Source organism: Streptosporangium sp. NPDC002524 (genome assembly GCF_040295985.1).
Classification (GTDB): domain Bacteria; phylum Actinomycetota; class Actinomycetes; order Streptosporangiales; family Streptosporangiaceae; genus Streptosporangium.
In genome coordinates this window covers 217,227-231,803 of record NZ_JBEOWK010000011.1, presented here as the reverse complement: position 1 = coordinate 231,803, position 14,577 = coordinate 217,227, and the positions used below count along the sequence as shown (strand labels likewise).

The window sequence follows — 14,577 nt, the reverse complement described above, 5'->3', positions numbered from 1 at the left end:
GTGGCGCGGTTCATGACCGGCCGAAGGAGGCGGGATGACCGTACCCACGCGTTACCGACACACCGGCCTGGTGCTGGTGCGCGCCACGACAGACCCCGGCGACCTGGTGGTGCCGGCGCATCTGGACGCCAGCGACCCGGCCGCGGTCCAAGCCGAAGGCCGCACGTGGCTGGCGATGATCTGGTCCCGAGACGACGTACGCGAGGCACTGCGGGTGGCCAGCCCAACCCTGGCCACGCGCATCGACCAGTTCCTCACCCCCGGCACCAGACCGGCCCCCATCAAGGATCTGCGCCGCGCCATCATGAGCACAGCCTCCTACCTGCTGCGCTGGCAGCGGCGGCCCACACCGTTCGGGATGTTCGCCGGCGTCACCGCCGCCGCCATCGGGCCCGCGGCGGCGAAGATCGGCGCCGGGCACCGCGCGCTGGCCCGTGTCGACGCCGAATGGCTGCAGATGCTGGTCGACCAGCTCGAATCGCATCCAGGGTTGCGCCCGCACCTGACGGTGGTGGCCGACAGCGGCGGAATCGTGCGCGATGGCAGCTTCATCGTGGCCGAGCGGGCGCGGGTGGGCGCCCGAACCCCTGGGCCGATGCGAGAGATCGTCGTACCCCTCACCCGGCCCCTGCAGGCCGCGCTGAGCGCGGCCGCCTCGCCGATACGGTTCGACGCCCTGGCCGAGGCCCTGGCCGGTTCTTTCTCGACGGCTTCACCGGAGCAGATTCGCGGCCTGCTGCACAGCCTGGTCGACCAGCACATTCTGATCACGAGTCTGTGCCCGCCGACGACGGCCGACCCCCTGGCTCACGTGATCGGTGCGCTGCGCGCCGCCGGGGCCGAGGACCTGCCCGACACCGCGGCGGTGCTGGACCAGCTGGAGGCGCTCAGTGAACATCTGGCCCACCCCACCACCGCCAGCCCGCAGAGCGCGGGGATCCCGGCATCGGCCGCCGCGCAGATGACCAGGCTCACCCCTGGTATCAGGCCTGTGCTGGCCGTTGACGTAGCGCTGGACGGGCAGATCACCGTGCCCGAACGGGTGCTGGAGGAGGCCACGCGCGCCGCGAGTGTCCTGCTGCGCCTGACCACCGCCCCCTTCGGCACGGCGGCCTGGCTCGACTACCACGCCCGTTTCCGTACCCGCTACGGTCCCGGAACCCTGGTGCCGGTGCGAGAGCTGGTCGCCGACTCCGGGCTCGGCTACCCCGGCGGCTACCCCGGCGCGCCACGCGCCCGGCCCTCCTGGCGGATGCTGACCGAGCGCGACGCCGTCCTGCTGGCGTTGATCCAGCAGGCCACCCGGGACGGCACCGACATCGCACTGACCGGAGCCGACATCGAGGCGCTGACCGTGGGCGAGTACACCGACATCGTGCCGCCGCAGCGCATCGAGCTCGGCGTCACGGTGCACGCCGCCTCCACCGCGGCGATCGACGCCGGAACGTTCGAGCTGCAGATCACCGCCGCACCCCGCGCCTACACGAGCATGGCCGGACGATTCGCTCCTCTGCTCGGCGACACCGACCGGGCGCTCCTGGCCGCCTCCTATGCGGCCGGTGACCAGGACGCGGTAGCGATGCAGCTGTCCTTTCCGCCTCGTCGCGCACACACCGCGAACGTGGTGCGCGTCCCACGCCTCCTGCCCGACGTCGTGTCGTTGTCCGAACACCCTGACGGGGCGGTGATCGGCGTCGACGACCTGGCGGTGACCGTCGACGCCGACCAGATGTATCTGGTGCAGCGCTCCACCGGGCGACGCGTGATCCCCCGGATCCCGCACGCGCTGGACGCCGGCGTCCATACTCCGCCGCTGGCGCGGTTCATCGCCGAGGTCGCCGACGCGCGCACCGCGATCTTCGGGCCGTTCGATCTCGGGGCTGCCGCCCGCACCCTGCCCTACGTTCCCCGTATCCGCTACCGGCGCACCGTGTTGTCGGCTGCCCGCTGGATCGTCACCTCCACCGGCGTCTCGGCCATCCCGGCCGGGACAGCGTGGGATGCGGCCGTGAGCGCCTGGCGGCAGCGGCGGCACATACCGGCGCGGGTGGTGCTGCGCGACGGTCAGATGCGCCTGCCGCTCGACCTCGAACAACGGCTGGACCGCGCCCTGCTCCGGGCGCGGCTGGAGCGATCCGGGCGGGTCGAAGTACAAGAGGACCGCCCGGACGGCCGGGGCTGGATCGCAGGACGGCCGGCAGAACTCCTGATCCCGATGACCGCGCTCAATCCGCCGCCGCGTCGGCTCCCCGTGACCGCGGCGCCGGGCGCTGTCCTTCGGCCCGGGGACTCCGCGGTGGTGCACGCCCAGATCGTGGGCAACCCCGCGCGGTTCGACGAGATCTTGGCCAGGCACCTGCCCGCCTTCGCCGGTGAGCTCGGTGACCTGGTGGAGGAGTGGTGGGTGCGCCGCTACCGCGACATGATCCGGCTCGACACCGACCAGCACCTGGCCGTGATCGTGCGACTCACCTCCCCCCAGGGGTACGGGCCGGTCGCGGCTCGTCTGGCCGCCTTCGCCGCCGGCCTGCAGGCGCGCGGTCTGCCCGCGCACCTCAGCCTGGTTTCCCACGTGCAGCATCCCGCCCGCTACGGGCACGGCCCGGCCCTCACCGCGGCCGAGCGGGTGTTCGCCGCGGACACGGCGGCGGCCATCGCCCAGATCAGGATGGTCGACGCCGCGGGGATTCCCGCCCAAGCCTTGGCCGCCGCGTCCATGGCGCACCTGAGCGCCGCGTTCTCCCGCGACCCGAGTTCCGGGTACCGGGCGCTGGTCGGCTGTCTGAAACAGCAGACCGGACCGGTGGAGTCGTCGGTGCGTGACCATGCCCTGCGCCTGGCCGACCCCACCGAAGACTTCCAGGCCGTGCGGGTTCTGCCCGATGGCGACGCGGTGGCCGCCGCGTGGCAGGTGCGGGGTGAGGCGCTGGCCGCCTACCACCATGCTTTGTCCTCCCAGCGTGATGCGGGCACTGTGCTGCGCACCCTGCTGCATGAACATCACATGCGCGCCCTCGGCGTAGACCCGGAATTCGAGAAGGCCACCGGTCGTCTGGCCCGCGCCGCCGCACTGCGCCGCCTGGCCCTGGCCGGTGCCCTGTGAGCTCCGGCCCGGTGACCCTCACCGCCGAGGAAGCGGCCCCCCAGGGACTTGCCGACGGGGCGGCCGGGGTCGCGCTCCTGCACATCGAGCGCGCCCTGACCGGCTCCGGCCAGTGGAGCGAGGCCCACACCCGCGTCCGGCAGGTCGCGGCCGGCCCGGTCGACGCGGGAGCGCACACCGGCCTGTACTACGGGGCGCCGGCCGTCGCCTTCGTGCTGCACGCCGCCGCCACGGGCGGCCACCCCGCCTACCGGGCGGCGGCCGACACCCTCGACGAGCACGTGCTGCGCGTGACCCGCCGGCGCCTGGCCGAGGCCGCCGACCGCATGGAGCACGGGCGGGCAGCGGCGTTCGACGAATACGACCTGTTTCGAGGGCTGGCCGGGATCGGCGCGCTACTGCTGCGCCGGGCTCCGGGCAGCGACACCCTCGGCGACGTGCTGCGCTACGTCGTCCGACTGGTGCAACCGCGCCACGAGGACGGGCGTGAGCTGCCGGGCTGGTGGGCGGGCCACGACCCGGACCCGATCCGGCCGACCTCTGGCGGGCACGGCAACCTGGGAATGGCGCACGGCGCGGCCGGGCTGCTTGCCCTGCTCGCGCTCGCCACCTCCCACGGGTGCGCCGTCGAGGGGCAGAAAGAAGCGATCGAGCGCCTGCTCTCCTGGTTTGACGGATGGCAGCAGGACTCAGCGGACGGGCCGTGGTGGCCCGAATGGGTCACCCGGGAAGATCTACGGACCGGACGCCCCACCCAGGAGGTTCCCGGGCGGCCGTCCTGGTGCTACGGCGCGTTAGGGATCGGCCGCGCCCAGCAGCTCGCGGCCATCGCCACCGGCGACTCCACCCGGCGCGCGGCCGCGGAGAAGACCATCGTCGCGGCGTTGTCGGCCCGGCAACTGCACCGCATCACCGACGCGGGACTGTGCCACGGCATGGCCGGGGTGTATCAGACCGCTTATCGGGCCGCCGCCGACGCGGCGGACCCCGCGATCGGCCAACGTCTGCCTGCGGCGGCCACCGCACTCACCCGGCACGCCGCCGCCGCTACAGGCGGGCAGGCCGGGCTGCTGACCGGAGACGCCGGGGTCGACCTGGCGTTGGAAACCACGCGGTGCACCACGCCGCCCCGCTCGGGATGGGACGCATGCCTGCTGATCACCTGACCACGACCCCGCCGTACCACCTCGCGGCCGCCGTGCTCGCGATCCTCGCGGGCGCAGACCTTGACGCCACCGGGGCGACCAGCGGCGTGGACCCCGACGACCTCGACGACGCTCTGCAGGTCTACCGGGCCGCGGGGCTCGCCGCACTGGAGCGGCGAGCCGAGCGGGGGTGGTATCAGCTGCGCGTCCAGTTCCCCGACTGGAGCGCCGCCGAGACCATCGGCGCCACGCATCTCGGGCCGCGCCTGGACGAGCTCCAGGCCGGCGGAGCCATCACCGGGTGGTGGTTCTTGCGCAAATACCCCTGCTGGAGGCTGCGGCTACGCGACGCCGACAGCGCGGCAGTGGACCAGATGCTCGACGAGCTGCTCATGGCCGGGCTGCTCACCCGCTGGTGGCCGACCGTGTACGAGCCGGAGATCGCGGCCTTCGGCGGGCCGACCGGGATGGACGTGGTCCACGACCTGTTCGGCGCCGACAGCCGCGGCGTGCTGGACTACGCCCGCCAGAGCGCACCGAGCCTCGGCCGCCGAGAACTGTCCGTCCTGTTGATCAATGCCCTGTGCCGCGAGGCAGGGCTGGACTGGTTCGAGCTCGGCGACGTTTTCGACCGGGTGGCCCGGCTACGCCCCGCACCCGATGCCGACGACGTACGCGTCGAGCAGCTGGCCGACAGCCTGCGCACCCTGCTGGCCCTACCCGCACCAGCCGCCAATGCCCTGTTCGAGGTCGGCGGGCCGGTCGCGTTCGCCACACCCTGGCTCGCCGCGCACCAGATCGCCGGCCGTCGACTCGGTGAAGCGGCGAGCCGAGGCCGCCTTCATCGTGGTGTGCGCGCCGTCCTCACTCACGTGGTGATCTTCCACTGGAACCGGCTCGACCTGGCGATCACCACTCAGGGCATCCTCGCCCACGCGGCACGCACCGCCGCCCTGCCCTGGAGTTGATCATGGATATCGCGACGCTGAACGCCGCCGCGCGCCGCTTCCCGCTCCTGGGCCGCCCCCGGCCCGCCTGCCCATCACTTCCCGAACGGGTCAAGGAGATCACCGAGATCGCGGCCGCGGCCGGACAACCCGGCGCGGACGGCATGGCCGAAGGGGCGCACGCCCTGAACAAGGCCGCGCTGCTGGCCAGCGATTGTGGCCGGGCAGACCTGGCCCGCGACCTGTGCTGGCAGCACATCAACCTCTACCGTGCGGCAGGCCAGGTACATGCTCGAACCCGTCACGAACCTCGCCCGGCTCCAGATCCGCGCCGACAGTGGCACTCAAGCCCTGCACCTGCTGGAGGCGATGTACCAGGCCGTCACCGCGAACATTGATCTGGTCGAAGGACACACGCTGCCGTCGGCCGACCCGATCGGCACACGGCAGGAGCACCACAAGCTCCGCGAGTGGGTCTGGCTGCAATACCTGGGGGACGGAATCCGTGCCCTGGCTCTCGCCGGCCGCTGGGACGAGGCGGTCACTCTCGCCGAAGCACACCAGGGAATCGGAGTGCACCTCATGGAGGGCAGGCAGGCTGCGATCGTCACCCGCCTCCTGCACGGCGATCCGCGGGCGGCGCGCGCGCTGTTGGAGGAGAGCACACCGGTGCACCCGTGGGAGCAGCAGGTCGCATCCTGCCTGCGGGTGATGTGCGCGGCCCCGAACTCGGCCGGCCGGGACATCACCGCGATGGTCGGGCACTTCCTCGGGTCCGAGCCGACGCCGGGGTATGCGGACTTCCGTGCCCGGCTTGGACTGACCGTGGTCACCCTGGCCACCACGGCCGACCCGGATGCGGCCGGTCGCATCCTCGCCCATGTGGCCACGGAAGTGATCGAAGCCGGTGACGGGTACGCCGCGAGAGAAGTGCTCAAGCACACCAGGAGCGAGAATGGGATGCGACTATCTGACGCCCAGGATCAAGCGCTGTCCGCGGTCGTGCAGTCCTCGGGGCTCGGGCGCGGCGCGATACCCACACACCTGATGGCCGATCTCCTGGCAGCGGTGACCACCAGCCAGGCCGCTTTCCAAGCTCTGGCAGATCCCGTCCCACGATGAATCGGCGCTTCCACCGTGAGCCGATCGCGGGGATCCTCCAGGTGGGCTACGCCCGCCTACACACACCTGATGCTGGGCAGTGACGGCCCGGCTCGAAAAGCGATCGGCACGGCACTCCACCGGGAGGAGCTAGAACAGCACTATAAATGATCAAGGAATCGCCAGGTTGGACAGCCACCTATGTCACACCTACGACGTCTGAGCCACTGACCTCCTGAACCGGGTGAACCCCGGTCAGGACACTCAGGGATCTCACGAAAGGCCACCGAGCGTCCCTCTCCGGAGGGCACGCTCGGCGGCCTTTCGCATGTGCCGCTCCCCGGCGGCGTGAAGGCCGCGCGGGCCCGCGATCCGAACCGGGGACGAGTCACCGGCCTCGGGACCGGTTTCCCGGCGTACGAGCCGAAGTGGTTCCGCTTCCACTCGTACGCCGGAGCCGTCGTCACGCTGCCCGGATCGCTTCGTCGTTCCGGTAACAGACGGTGCCGTTCAGGTCCTCTCCGGCGACCCGCTCACCCTCTCCGAGACGTCGGACGGCTCGGGCCGCCGAGCCTCGGGCACCTCGGGCCGAGCGTCAAGCTTGGGCCGAGTGTCGGACGCCTTGGGCCACGGGCGGTAACGCCTCACCAATATCGCGGCGATGACCCCGCTCGCCAAGCCGCTCACCACTATGGACACGGTGCTGGTCGTCTCCCGGTCGACGCCGAACGTGTTGGACACCAGCGCGCCGAGTGCCCCTGCCACCACCGCGATCAGCGCCGCGCCCAACACCGCGACCAGCACCGCCACCGCGATACGGCGCCTGTTGTCCCTACCGCCATTCATGAATCACCTCACCGGCCAGAGAACTCCCCGTCGTTACAGCGCACACCGAATACCCAAGAATCAGCTTTTTATTAGAAATCGCGAAAAATCATGTCTTTCATCCAAAAAGCAGCTCTTAACTGGAGCGATCCGGCTCGTTCAAGGGTGATCACGAGGTCGGCTCGCGGCGGGGGCGGCCAACACGACATCTCCAACCGGTGTTAGATCGCCGCCGGACCGGACAGAGGGGTGGGGCCGGACGCCGACGCGTCCGGCCGGAGAACCACCAGTTGGAGGTTGTGCATGCTTGCTCAGACCACGCGGAAGGTGGCGCTCGCCGCCGCGGCGATGGCGACCCTCGTCGGCCTCGTCGGCGGTTGCGGGGGCGGTGGCGACGACGACGGTGACGACGGTCCCGACGTCGTCAACACGACGACCGGACCCGGCGTGGACGACGACGGCGGCACGGACGACGACGGGGACGACAACTGACGACCGGTCATACAGAACACGGGACACGAGCCGCAGGCCATAGGCCGCAGCACCTCCGCAACGCCTTCATGGCGCGCCCCGGCACCGTAACCGGCACCACCGCGACCCGCGTGCCCCGGCACGCGGGTCGCGGCGTGTCACGACGCGCATCACTCGTATGTCACGACGCTCACCACCCGTTCGGCCCGGCCCTGAACGGCTCGACCCCCGCCTCGGAACCCGGATGCCGCGACACCGTTCCGACGTCAGGATCGTCCCCGCCATCGAGCCTGCACAGCATGGGATAAATCCGCACACAACGCGCATCACCGGCTTGTTAGGCAGACTGGTCATGACCCACAGGGACCGACCAGGCGAGGTGACGTGGCAGCGGCGATCCGGGACGATGAGGCGAATTTCACGTCCTCCCGGGCCGGAGGGCAGCGATCCACCCCCGTCGGCCCCCTCGGGCGCACCCGATTCCCAGGCCTTCCCGGGCTCCCTGGGCCCGCCGGCGATCACGATCTCCCCCGGCGTCCTGCCCCCCGGCGGCACCGGAAGCGGGCCCTGGCGATCGTGCTCCTGGGAACGTTCCTGCTCCTGAGCGCCTCCGCCTGGATACCGACCCGGCCCGTCACCCCCAACCGGATCACCGCCATCGCGTACGCGATCGAGGCCGGGCAGCACCAGCCCGGCTGGCGGGGCGGGGAGATCCCCTACTCCTGGGGCGGCGGCCACGACAAGGACCCGGGCCCCTCCCTCGGCACCTGCCAGGGCTACCGGGGATCGATCAAGCCCTGCCCGGCCACCAAGACCCTCGGGCTCGACTGCTCCGGTCTCGCCCGCTGGGTCTACCACCTCGCCTACGGGCGCGACGTGCTGGGGCCGGGCAACACCGACGACCACGTCAGGCGGCTCAAGAAGATCCCCGCCGCCGTGGCGAGACCGGGGGATCTCGTGTTCTACGGCAAGGTCGGCAAGCGTAAAGTCAGGACCCACCACGTCGGCATCTACGTCGGCCAGGGCAAGATGATCAATGCGCGGAGGACCGGGACCGAGGTGCGGATCGATCGCGTCGCGGCCGTCGACGACCTCGCCGGATACTTCCGCTACGCGAGACCCCTCTGAGGTCCCGCGAAGAAGGCGCCGCGAAAGAGGCGCCGTAGAAAAGCCGTAGAAGAGCCGTAGAAGAGCCGTAGAAAAGCGGCGCCGTAGAAGAGGTGCCGCGAAAACGGCACAGCGGGAGATCCCGCCGTTCACGAGGAGAGATATGCGCCTGGGCGTCATGTTCGACCGCGACCTTCCCCCCGAGTCGCTCATCCCCTTCTGCCGCCACCTGGACGCGGCCGAGGTGGACGACGTCTGGGTGGTGGAGGATCTCGGCTGGACCGGGGCCATCTCCTCGGCGGCCACCGCGCTCGCCGTCACCGAGCGCCTCCGGGTGGGCATCGGGATCACCCCGGCGCCGCTGCGCAACCCGGCCCTGCTCGCCATGGAGCTGGGCAACCTGGCCAGGTTGCACCCGGGCAGGCTCGCGGCCGGAATCGGGCACGGCGTCCAGGACTGGATGCGCCAGGTGGGCGCCCTCGCCCCCTCGCCGCTCGCGCTGCTGGAGGAGACGATCACGGCGGTACGGGAGCTGCTGCGCGGCGAGACGGTCACCCTCCAGGGCAGGGCCGTACACCTCGACGGGGTGAGCCTGGTGCATCCCCCCGCCGTCGTGCCGCCGCTGCTGGCCGGGGTGGTGCGGCCCCGCTCGCTGGAGCTGTCGGGACGGGTGGCGCAGGGCACGATCCTGCCCGAGGGGGTCGGCCCCCGGCAGATCGAGAACGCCCTGAAGCTGACCGGCGAGGGCGACCACGAGATGGTGGTCTTCGTGAACCTCTACCTCGGCGACGACCCCGCGGTGGTCACCGCCCTGGCCGAGGGCAGCGCCGGGTTCCTGAAGATCGCCCCGGAGGAGGTCGTGATGGCGGTGGGCTCTCCCGGGGAGGCCGCCGACCAGGTCAGGTCCCTGTGGGAGGCGGGTGCCCGCACGGTCGTGGTCCGCCCGTACGGACCGGACCCGCTCCCCCAGGTCGACCTGCTCCTGGGAGAGCTCCGCTAGGAGGTCGTCGCCCCGGACCCCGGGAACGGCCGCCCCGGACGCCGGGAACGGTCACTCCAGGGCCGGGAACGGCCGCCCCGGAGCTAGGAGCGGTCGCCCCGGACGCCGGTGAGGCGGCGCAGGATGTCCCACCAGAACGAGGCGCCGAACAGCAGCGCGACCATGGTGAGCAGGTAGCCGGGCCAGTGCCCGGGGGTGATGAGCCGGTCCCACCAGGCTCCGCCGTTCCAGTGGAAGGACGGGTCGGCGGAGCCGTCTGGCGGGATCGTGACGCTCACGATCGAGTGATCGAAGATCTTGACCAGCGCCGGGGAGCTGAGGGACTCGGTCACGCACTGGTACGGCTCGGCGAGGCCGATCTCGCCGCCCGCGCACTTGTCCCTCAGCGCGGCGTACCCGTCCCCGCCGCCGCCCGCGATGGCGCTCACCCCGGCGCGGTAGGCGTTGTCGCGCAGCAGGGTCTTGCCGTACTCCAGCGCGTCCATGCTGAACGCCAGCGTCAGCACCACGCCCAGCGCGAAGACCACCCACTTGACGTAGCGGGCGTAGAGCGTGGACAGGCGCTGCATCTCCCCGTTGAACCAGTCCTCGACGCCCTTGCGGAACCTCGACAGGTCCCGCTGGGCGCCCTCCCAGACGCCCTTGAGGTGACCCGCGAGAGGGCTGTTGATCGCCTCCAGCTTGGCGAGCAGGCCGTCGATCCCGCCCTCCTCGGCGGCGACCAGCTCCATCACGGCGCCGGAGAACCGCTCGGGCGGGATGTTGGCGATGCTCGTACGGGCGCCCTTGGGGTGGTCGATCTCCTGGAGCCGCTCGTACAGCCGCGCGGTCATGTCGACCTGCGGCGCTGGCACCCCCGCGGGCTCCCCGGGAGCGGGAGTGCCGTCCGGCGGGGAACCGGGAGAGCCGCCGGTGTCCGCCTCCGGGGCGATCCCCTCGGCGATCTCCTCCGCGGCCCGCTCCCTCGCCTCCTCGGAGGCCAGGACGGCGGCGGGGTCGACCCGCATCGGCTCGACCACCGCGGGCGCGGGGTCGGGGCTGTGCGCCGGGCGCGGGTCGTCCTTGGAGAAGGGCAGCTTCGCGAAGACGTCGGCTATCTTCGACGGGATCCACGACCTGCCGTCCTCGGAGCCGTCCAGGGTGTCCCTGAGGTAGGCCCACAGGAACTTGCTGCGGATTCCGAGCAGCCGGACGAAGGCCTCGTTGATCCCGCTCACCAGGAGCGACAGGAGCAGGAAGGCCAGGATCAGGCCGATGGCCAGATCGATGTAAACGGATATCAAATGGATCACCCGGGACCGTTGATACACGTACGCCCCCGGCGGCGCAACGCGATCACCGAAACAGGTCGGTTTTCGTGACCCGAGGCGACCCGAAGCCACCCGAGGCGACCCGAGGCGACCCGAGACGACCTGAAGTGCCCCGAGGCGACCAGAGGCGACTCAAGGTGACCCGAAGGATTCTCGCGACCAAAGGGACACGCGCCCGAACGGATACCCCCTCCGACGCGGACCGGCCCTCACGATCCGCGCCGCCCGCGCCGCACACCCCGCCCGCTCCCGGAAGGCCGTACGCCCCCTCTCCCCGAAGCCGGAAGAAGGAAGACGGAAGAACGGACACCCCGAGACCGGGCGGGCGCTCAGTCCTCGTAGAAGACGCGCTCCACGACCCGGCGGGCGCGACGGGTCGCGCGGCGGTAGTCGTCCACGAAGTCCTCCGTACCGTCGGGCGGGTAACCGAGGGCGCGGGCGATGAGCGTGCGCTCGCGGGCGTCCACCGGGATCGCGTCGGAGGCGCGGCCCCTGACCGCGACGATGGCGTCGCGGATGCGCGAGGCGAACCGCCACGCCTCGGCGAGCACGGCCTCGTCGGCCTCCGACAGCAGGCCCTCCGCGACCGCCGCGCCCAGCGCCTCCAGGGTGCGGGTGGTCCGCAGCGCCGGCCGCTCCCCCGCGTGGCGGAGCTGGAGGAGCTGGGCCACCCACTCCACGTCGGACAGCCCGCCGGGACCGAGCTTGGTGTGCAGCGCGGGATCGGCGCCGCGCGGGAGGCGCTCGGCCTCCATCCGGGCCTTGAGCCTGCGGATCTCCAGCACGGCCGCGTCGGAGATGCCCCCCTCGGGGTAGCGCAGCGGGTCGGCCAGGTGCAGCAGCCCGACGCCGAGCTCGGCGTCCCCGGCGGAGAAACGGGCGCGCAGCAGCGCCTGCGACTCCCACGGCGACGACCACCGCTCGTAGTAGGCGGCGTAGGAGGCCAGCGTACGGACCAGCGGCCCCGCCTTGCCCTCGGGGCGCAGGCCGGGGTCGATGAGCAGCGGCGGGTCGGGGGCGGGCAGGGCGAGCAGCCGTCGCAGCTCGTTGGCCACCTCGAACGCCGTCTCGGTGGCCTGGCGCTCCGGCACGCCCTCCAGCGGCGAGTGCACGAACATCACGTCGGCGTCGCTGCCGTACGAGGACTCGATCCCGCCCAGGCGGCCCATCGCGATCACCGCGAACCGCGTGCCCAGCGGGGTGCGGCGCTCCATCTCGACCTTGTCGATGGCGGCGTCGAGCGCGGCCTGGATCGTCACGTCGTTGAGGTTGGACAGCGTCTGGCCGACCTCCTCGATGCCGATGATCCCGGAGAGGTCGGCGACGGCCGTGCGGAGCAGCTCCCTGCGGCGCAGCGCCCGGACCGCGGCCACCGCGCCCTCGGCGTCCCCCGGGTGGCGGGCGACCACGGTCCGCGCCTCGGACAGCAGCGTCTCGACGGGCCTGGGGGCGAGCTCGGTGTCCGAGCCGAGCATCGCGACCGACTCGGGGGCGTTCATCAGCAGGCCCGTCACGTAGCGGCTGGTACCGAGCATCCTGGCCAGGCGCGACGCCACCGCGGTCTCGTCGCGGAGCAGCCGCAGGTACCAGGGGGTGGAGCCGAGCTTGTCGGAGACCTGGCGGAAGCCGAGCAGTCCGGCGTCGGGGTCGGGGGCGTCGGCGAACCAGCCGAGCATCACCGGGAGCAGGGTCCGCTGGATCGCGGCACGGCGGGAGACCCCGCTGGTCAGCGCGCTGATGTGGCGCAGCGCCCCGGTGGGGTCGGCGTAGCCGAGCGCCTCCAGGCGGGCCTTGGCGGCGGCCGTGGAGAGCCGGTCCTCCGACTCGGGCAGCCGGGCCACGGCCTGCAGCAGCGGCCGGTAGAACAGCTTCTCGTGCAGGCGCCTCGCCTCCATGGCGTGCCGCCGCCACCTGGTGGTGAACTCCCCCACCGGGTCGGCGGTCATGCCCAGGCTCCGGCCGAGGCGGCGCAGGTCGGCGTTGCCCTCGGGCACCACGTGCGTGCGGCGCAGCCGGTGCAGCTGGATCAGGTGCTCGACCTGGCGCAGGAAGGTGTACGCCTCGGCGAGGGCCTTGGCGTCGTCCCTGCCCACGTAGCCGCCCCGGGAGAGGGCGCCGAGCGCGGGGAGCGTGGCCCGGCGGCGCAGCAGCGGGTCGAGGCGGCCGTGGACGAGCTGGAGCAGCTGCACCGCGAACTCGATGTCGCGCAGCCCGCCGGGCCCGAGCTTCAGCTGGCGGTCGGCCTCGCCGCTGCGGACGTGGGCCTCCACCCGGCGGCGCATGGCCTGCACGTCCTCGACGAACTTGTCGCGGGTGGCGGCCTGCCAGACCAGCTCGTTCATCGCGGCGACGTACTGCTGGCCCAGCTCGGCGTCGCCCGCGACCGGCCTCGCCTTCAGCAGGGCCTGGAACTCCCAGGTCTTGGCCCAGCGCCGGTAGTAGGCGAGGTGGCTGGCGAGGGTGCGGACCAGCGGCCCGGCCTTGCCCTCGGGACGCAGCGCCGCGTCGACCTCCCACAGCGCGCCCTCGGGGGTGCTGGTCGAGCAGGCGCGCATCATGCCCTGGGCGAGCCGGGTGGCGAGCTTGATGGCCGCGTGCTCGTCGAGGGAGCCGTCGGCCCCCTCGCGCGGCTCGGCCACGAAGATGACGTCGACGTCGCTGATGTAGTTGAGCTCGCGCGCCCCGCACTTGCCCATGCCGATGACGGCGAGCCGTACCGACCCCGCCTCCGGGTGCTCGGACCTGGCGACGGCGAGTCCCGCCTCCAGCGCGGCCCCGGCCAGGTCGGACAGTTCGGCGGTCACCCCGGACAGCGAGACGACCCCGGTGACGTCGCGCGCGGCGAGGTGGAGCAGGCGGCCCCGGTAGGCGGCGCGCAGCGCCGACAGGGTCGCGGTGGAGGCGTCGGCGGCCCTCGGCTCGGAGTCGTCCGGCTCGGCGCCGACCGCGAGCAGCAGCTCCGCGCGGAGCTCCCCCTCGGTCGGGCGGTCCACGGCCGCCGCGCCGCCGAGCAGGCGCCAGTGGTCCGGGTGCCTGACGACGTGGTCGCCGAGCGCGGCGCTGACGCCGAAGACGCCGACCAGCCGCTCGCGCAGGCCGGGGTCGGCCCGGAGCGCTCCAAGAACGCTGGGGTCCTGCTCGGCCAGCCGGTTCAGCGAGGTGAGCGCCAGGTCGGGGTCGGCAGCGGCGACCAGCGAGGTCAGCAGGTCGATGTCACCGACGGCCTCGGGACCCAGTTCGTCGAGCAGCCGCTCGGCCCTGGCGCCGTCGGCGAAGCCGAGCCTCGCCAGGCGCCCGGCGGTCGTCTGCATCCGAGGCACGGTTTCCACCGACCCTCCATGGTCCTCGATCACAAGCACGGGTGCCCTTCCTCAATCCCTACCCCGAGCGATCAAAGGTGCACGCTCCCCGCGGTCGCATGGGCCTCGGTTCCCCCCGGCGGGTGGGCGGGATCGGCGACTCGCCTCCGGATCCCCCCTGGCCCACGTCTCAGGCTTTCGGAGCGTCGCCGCACAGGCTAATCCTGAAACTGTGCGGCGTCGTTAGCGGATTCGGAACGTAATCGCGC

10 protein-coding genes are annotated in these 14,577 nt (G+C 72.1%); 7 read left to right on the top strand and 3 right to left on the bottom strand.

Translation table 11 applies throughout. The features are described from left to right. Positions 1 to 34 precede the first annotated feature (34 nt). The 4 genes from ABT053_RS20915 (at position 35) to ABT053_RS20900 (ending at position 6,317) form a co-directional block, all read left to right on the top strand. On the top strand, positions 35 to 3,103 hold the full coding sequence (locus tag ABT053_RS20915) for a lantibiotic dehydratase (RefSeq protein WP_350970761.1): 3,069 nt from the start codon (positions 35 to 37) through the stop codon (positions 3,101 to 3,103). Then, on the top strand, positions 3,100 to 4,269 hold the full coding sequence (locus ABT053_RS20910) for a lanthionine synthetase C family protein (protein WP_350970760.1): 1,170 nt from the start codon (positions 3,100 to 3,102) through the stop codon (positions 4,267 to 4,269). The genes ABT053_RS20915 and ABT053_RS20910 overlap by 4 nt, the downstream gene beginning before the upstream one ends. Continuing rightward, positions 4,251 to 5,216 carry a thiopeptide-type bacteriocin biosynthesis protein gene (locus ABT053_RS20905; protein ID WP_350970759.1) on the top strand — a complete coding sequence of 322 codons (966 nt, stop codon included), beginning with the start codon at positions 4,251 to 4,253 and terminating at the stop codon, positions 5,214 to 5,216. The genes ABT053_RS20910 and ABT053_RS20905 overlap by 19 nt, the downstream gene beginning before the upstream one ends. A gap of 267 nt (positions 5,217 to 5,483) precedes the next feature. Continuing rightward, entirely contained in the window at positions 5,484 to 6,317 is an 834-nt protein-coding gene (locus tag ABT053_RS20900; protein ID WP_350970758.1) for a hypothetical protein, read from the top strand. 489 nt (positions 6,318 to 6,806) lie between these two features. Here the strand turns inward: ABT053_RS20900 and ABT053_RS20895 are convergent, their stop codons facing one another. Continuing rightward, positions 6,807 to 7,142 (bottom strand): hypothetical protein, encoded by a 336-nt coding sequence (locus ABT053_RS20895; RefSeq protein WP_350970757.1) that lies wholly within the window; start codon positions 7,140 to 7,142, stop codon positions 6,807 to 6,809. Between the two features lie 282 nt (positions 7,143 to 7,424). On the opposite strand from ABT053_RS20895, the gene ABT053_RS20890 reads away from it, so the two are divergent. The 3 genes from ABT053_RS20890 (at position 7,425) to ABT053_RS20880 (ending at position 9,699) form a co-directional block, all read left to right on the top strand. Further along, on the top strand, positions 7,425 to 7,613 hold the full coding sequence (locus tag ABT053_RS20890; protein WP_350970756.1) for a hypothetical protein: 189 nt from the start codon (positions 7,425 to 7,427) through the stop codon (positions 7,611 to 7,613). 555 nt (positions 7,614 to 8,168) lie between these two features. Next, a complete protein-coding gene (locus ABT053_RS20885; protein WP_350970755.1) occupies positions 8,169 to 8,720 on the top strand; it encodes a C40 family peptidase in 552 nt (183 codons plus the stop codon). Positions 8,721 to 8,862: 142 nt separating this feature from the next. Beyond that, on the top strand, positions 8,863 to 9,699 hold the full coding sequence (locus ABT053_RS20880) for an LLM class flavin-dependent oxidoreductase (RefSeq protein ID WP_350970754.1): 837 nt from the start codon (positions 8,863 to 8,865) through the stop codon (positions 9,697 to 9,699). Between the two features lie 83 nt (positions 9,700 to 9,782). On the opposite strand, the gene ABT053_RS20875 is transcribed toward ABT053_RS20880, so the two are convergent. Together ABT053_RS20875 and ABT053_RS20870 are read right to left on the bottom strand one after the other, a co-directional pair. Beyond that, on the bottom strand, positions 9,783 to 10,982 hold the full coding sequence (locus ABT053_RS20875; RefSeq protein ID WP_350970753.1) for a hypothetical protein: 1,200 nt from the start codon (positions 10,980 to 10,982) through the stop codon (positions 9,783 to 9,785). A 356-nt stretch (positions 10,983 to 11,338) separates the two neighbouring features. Further along, complete coding sequence (locus ABT053_RS20870; protein WP_350970842.1) at positions 11,339 to 14,320, bottom strand: bifunctional [glutamine synthetase] adenylyltransferase/[glutamine synthetase]-adenylyl-L-tyrosine phosphorylase; 2,982 nt, start codon at positions 14,318 to 14,320, stop codon at positions 11,339 to 11,341. Positions 14,321 to 14,577: the final 257 nt, after the last annotated feature.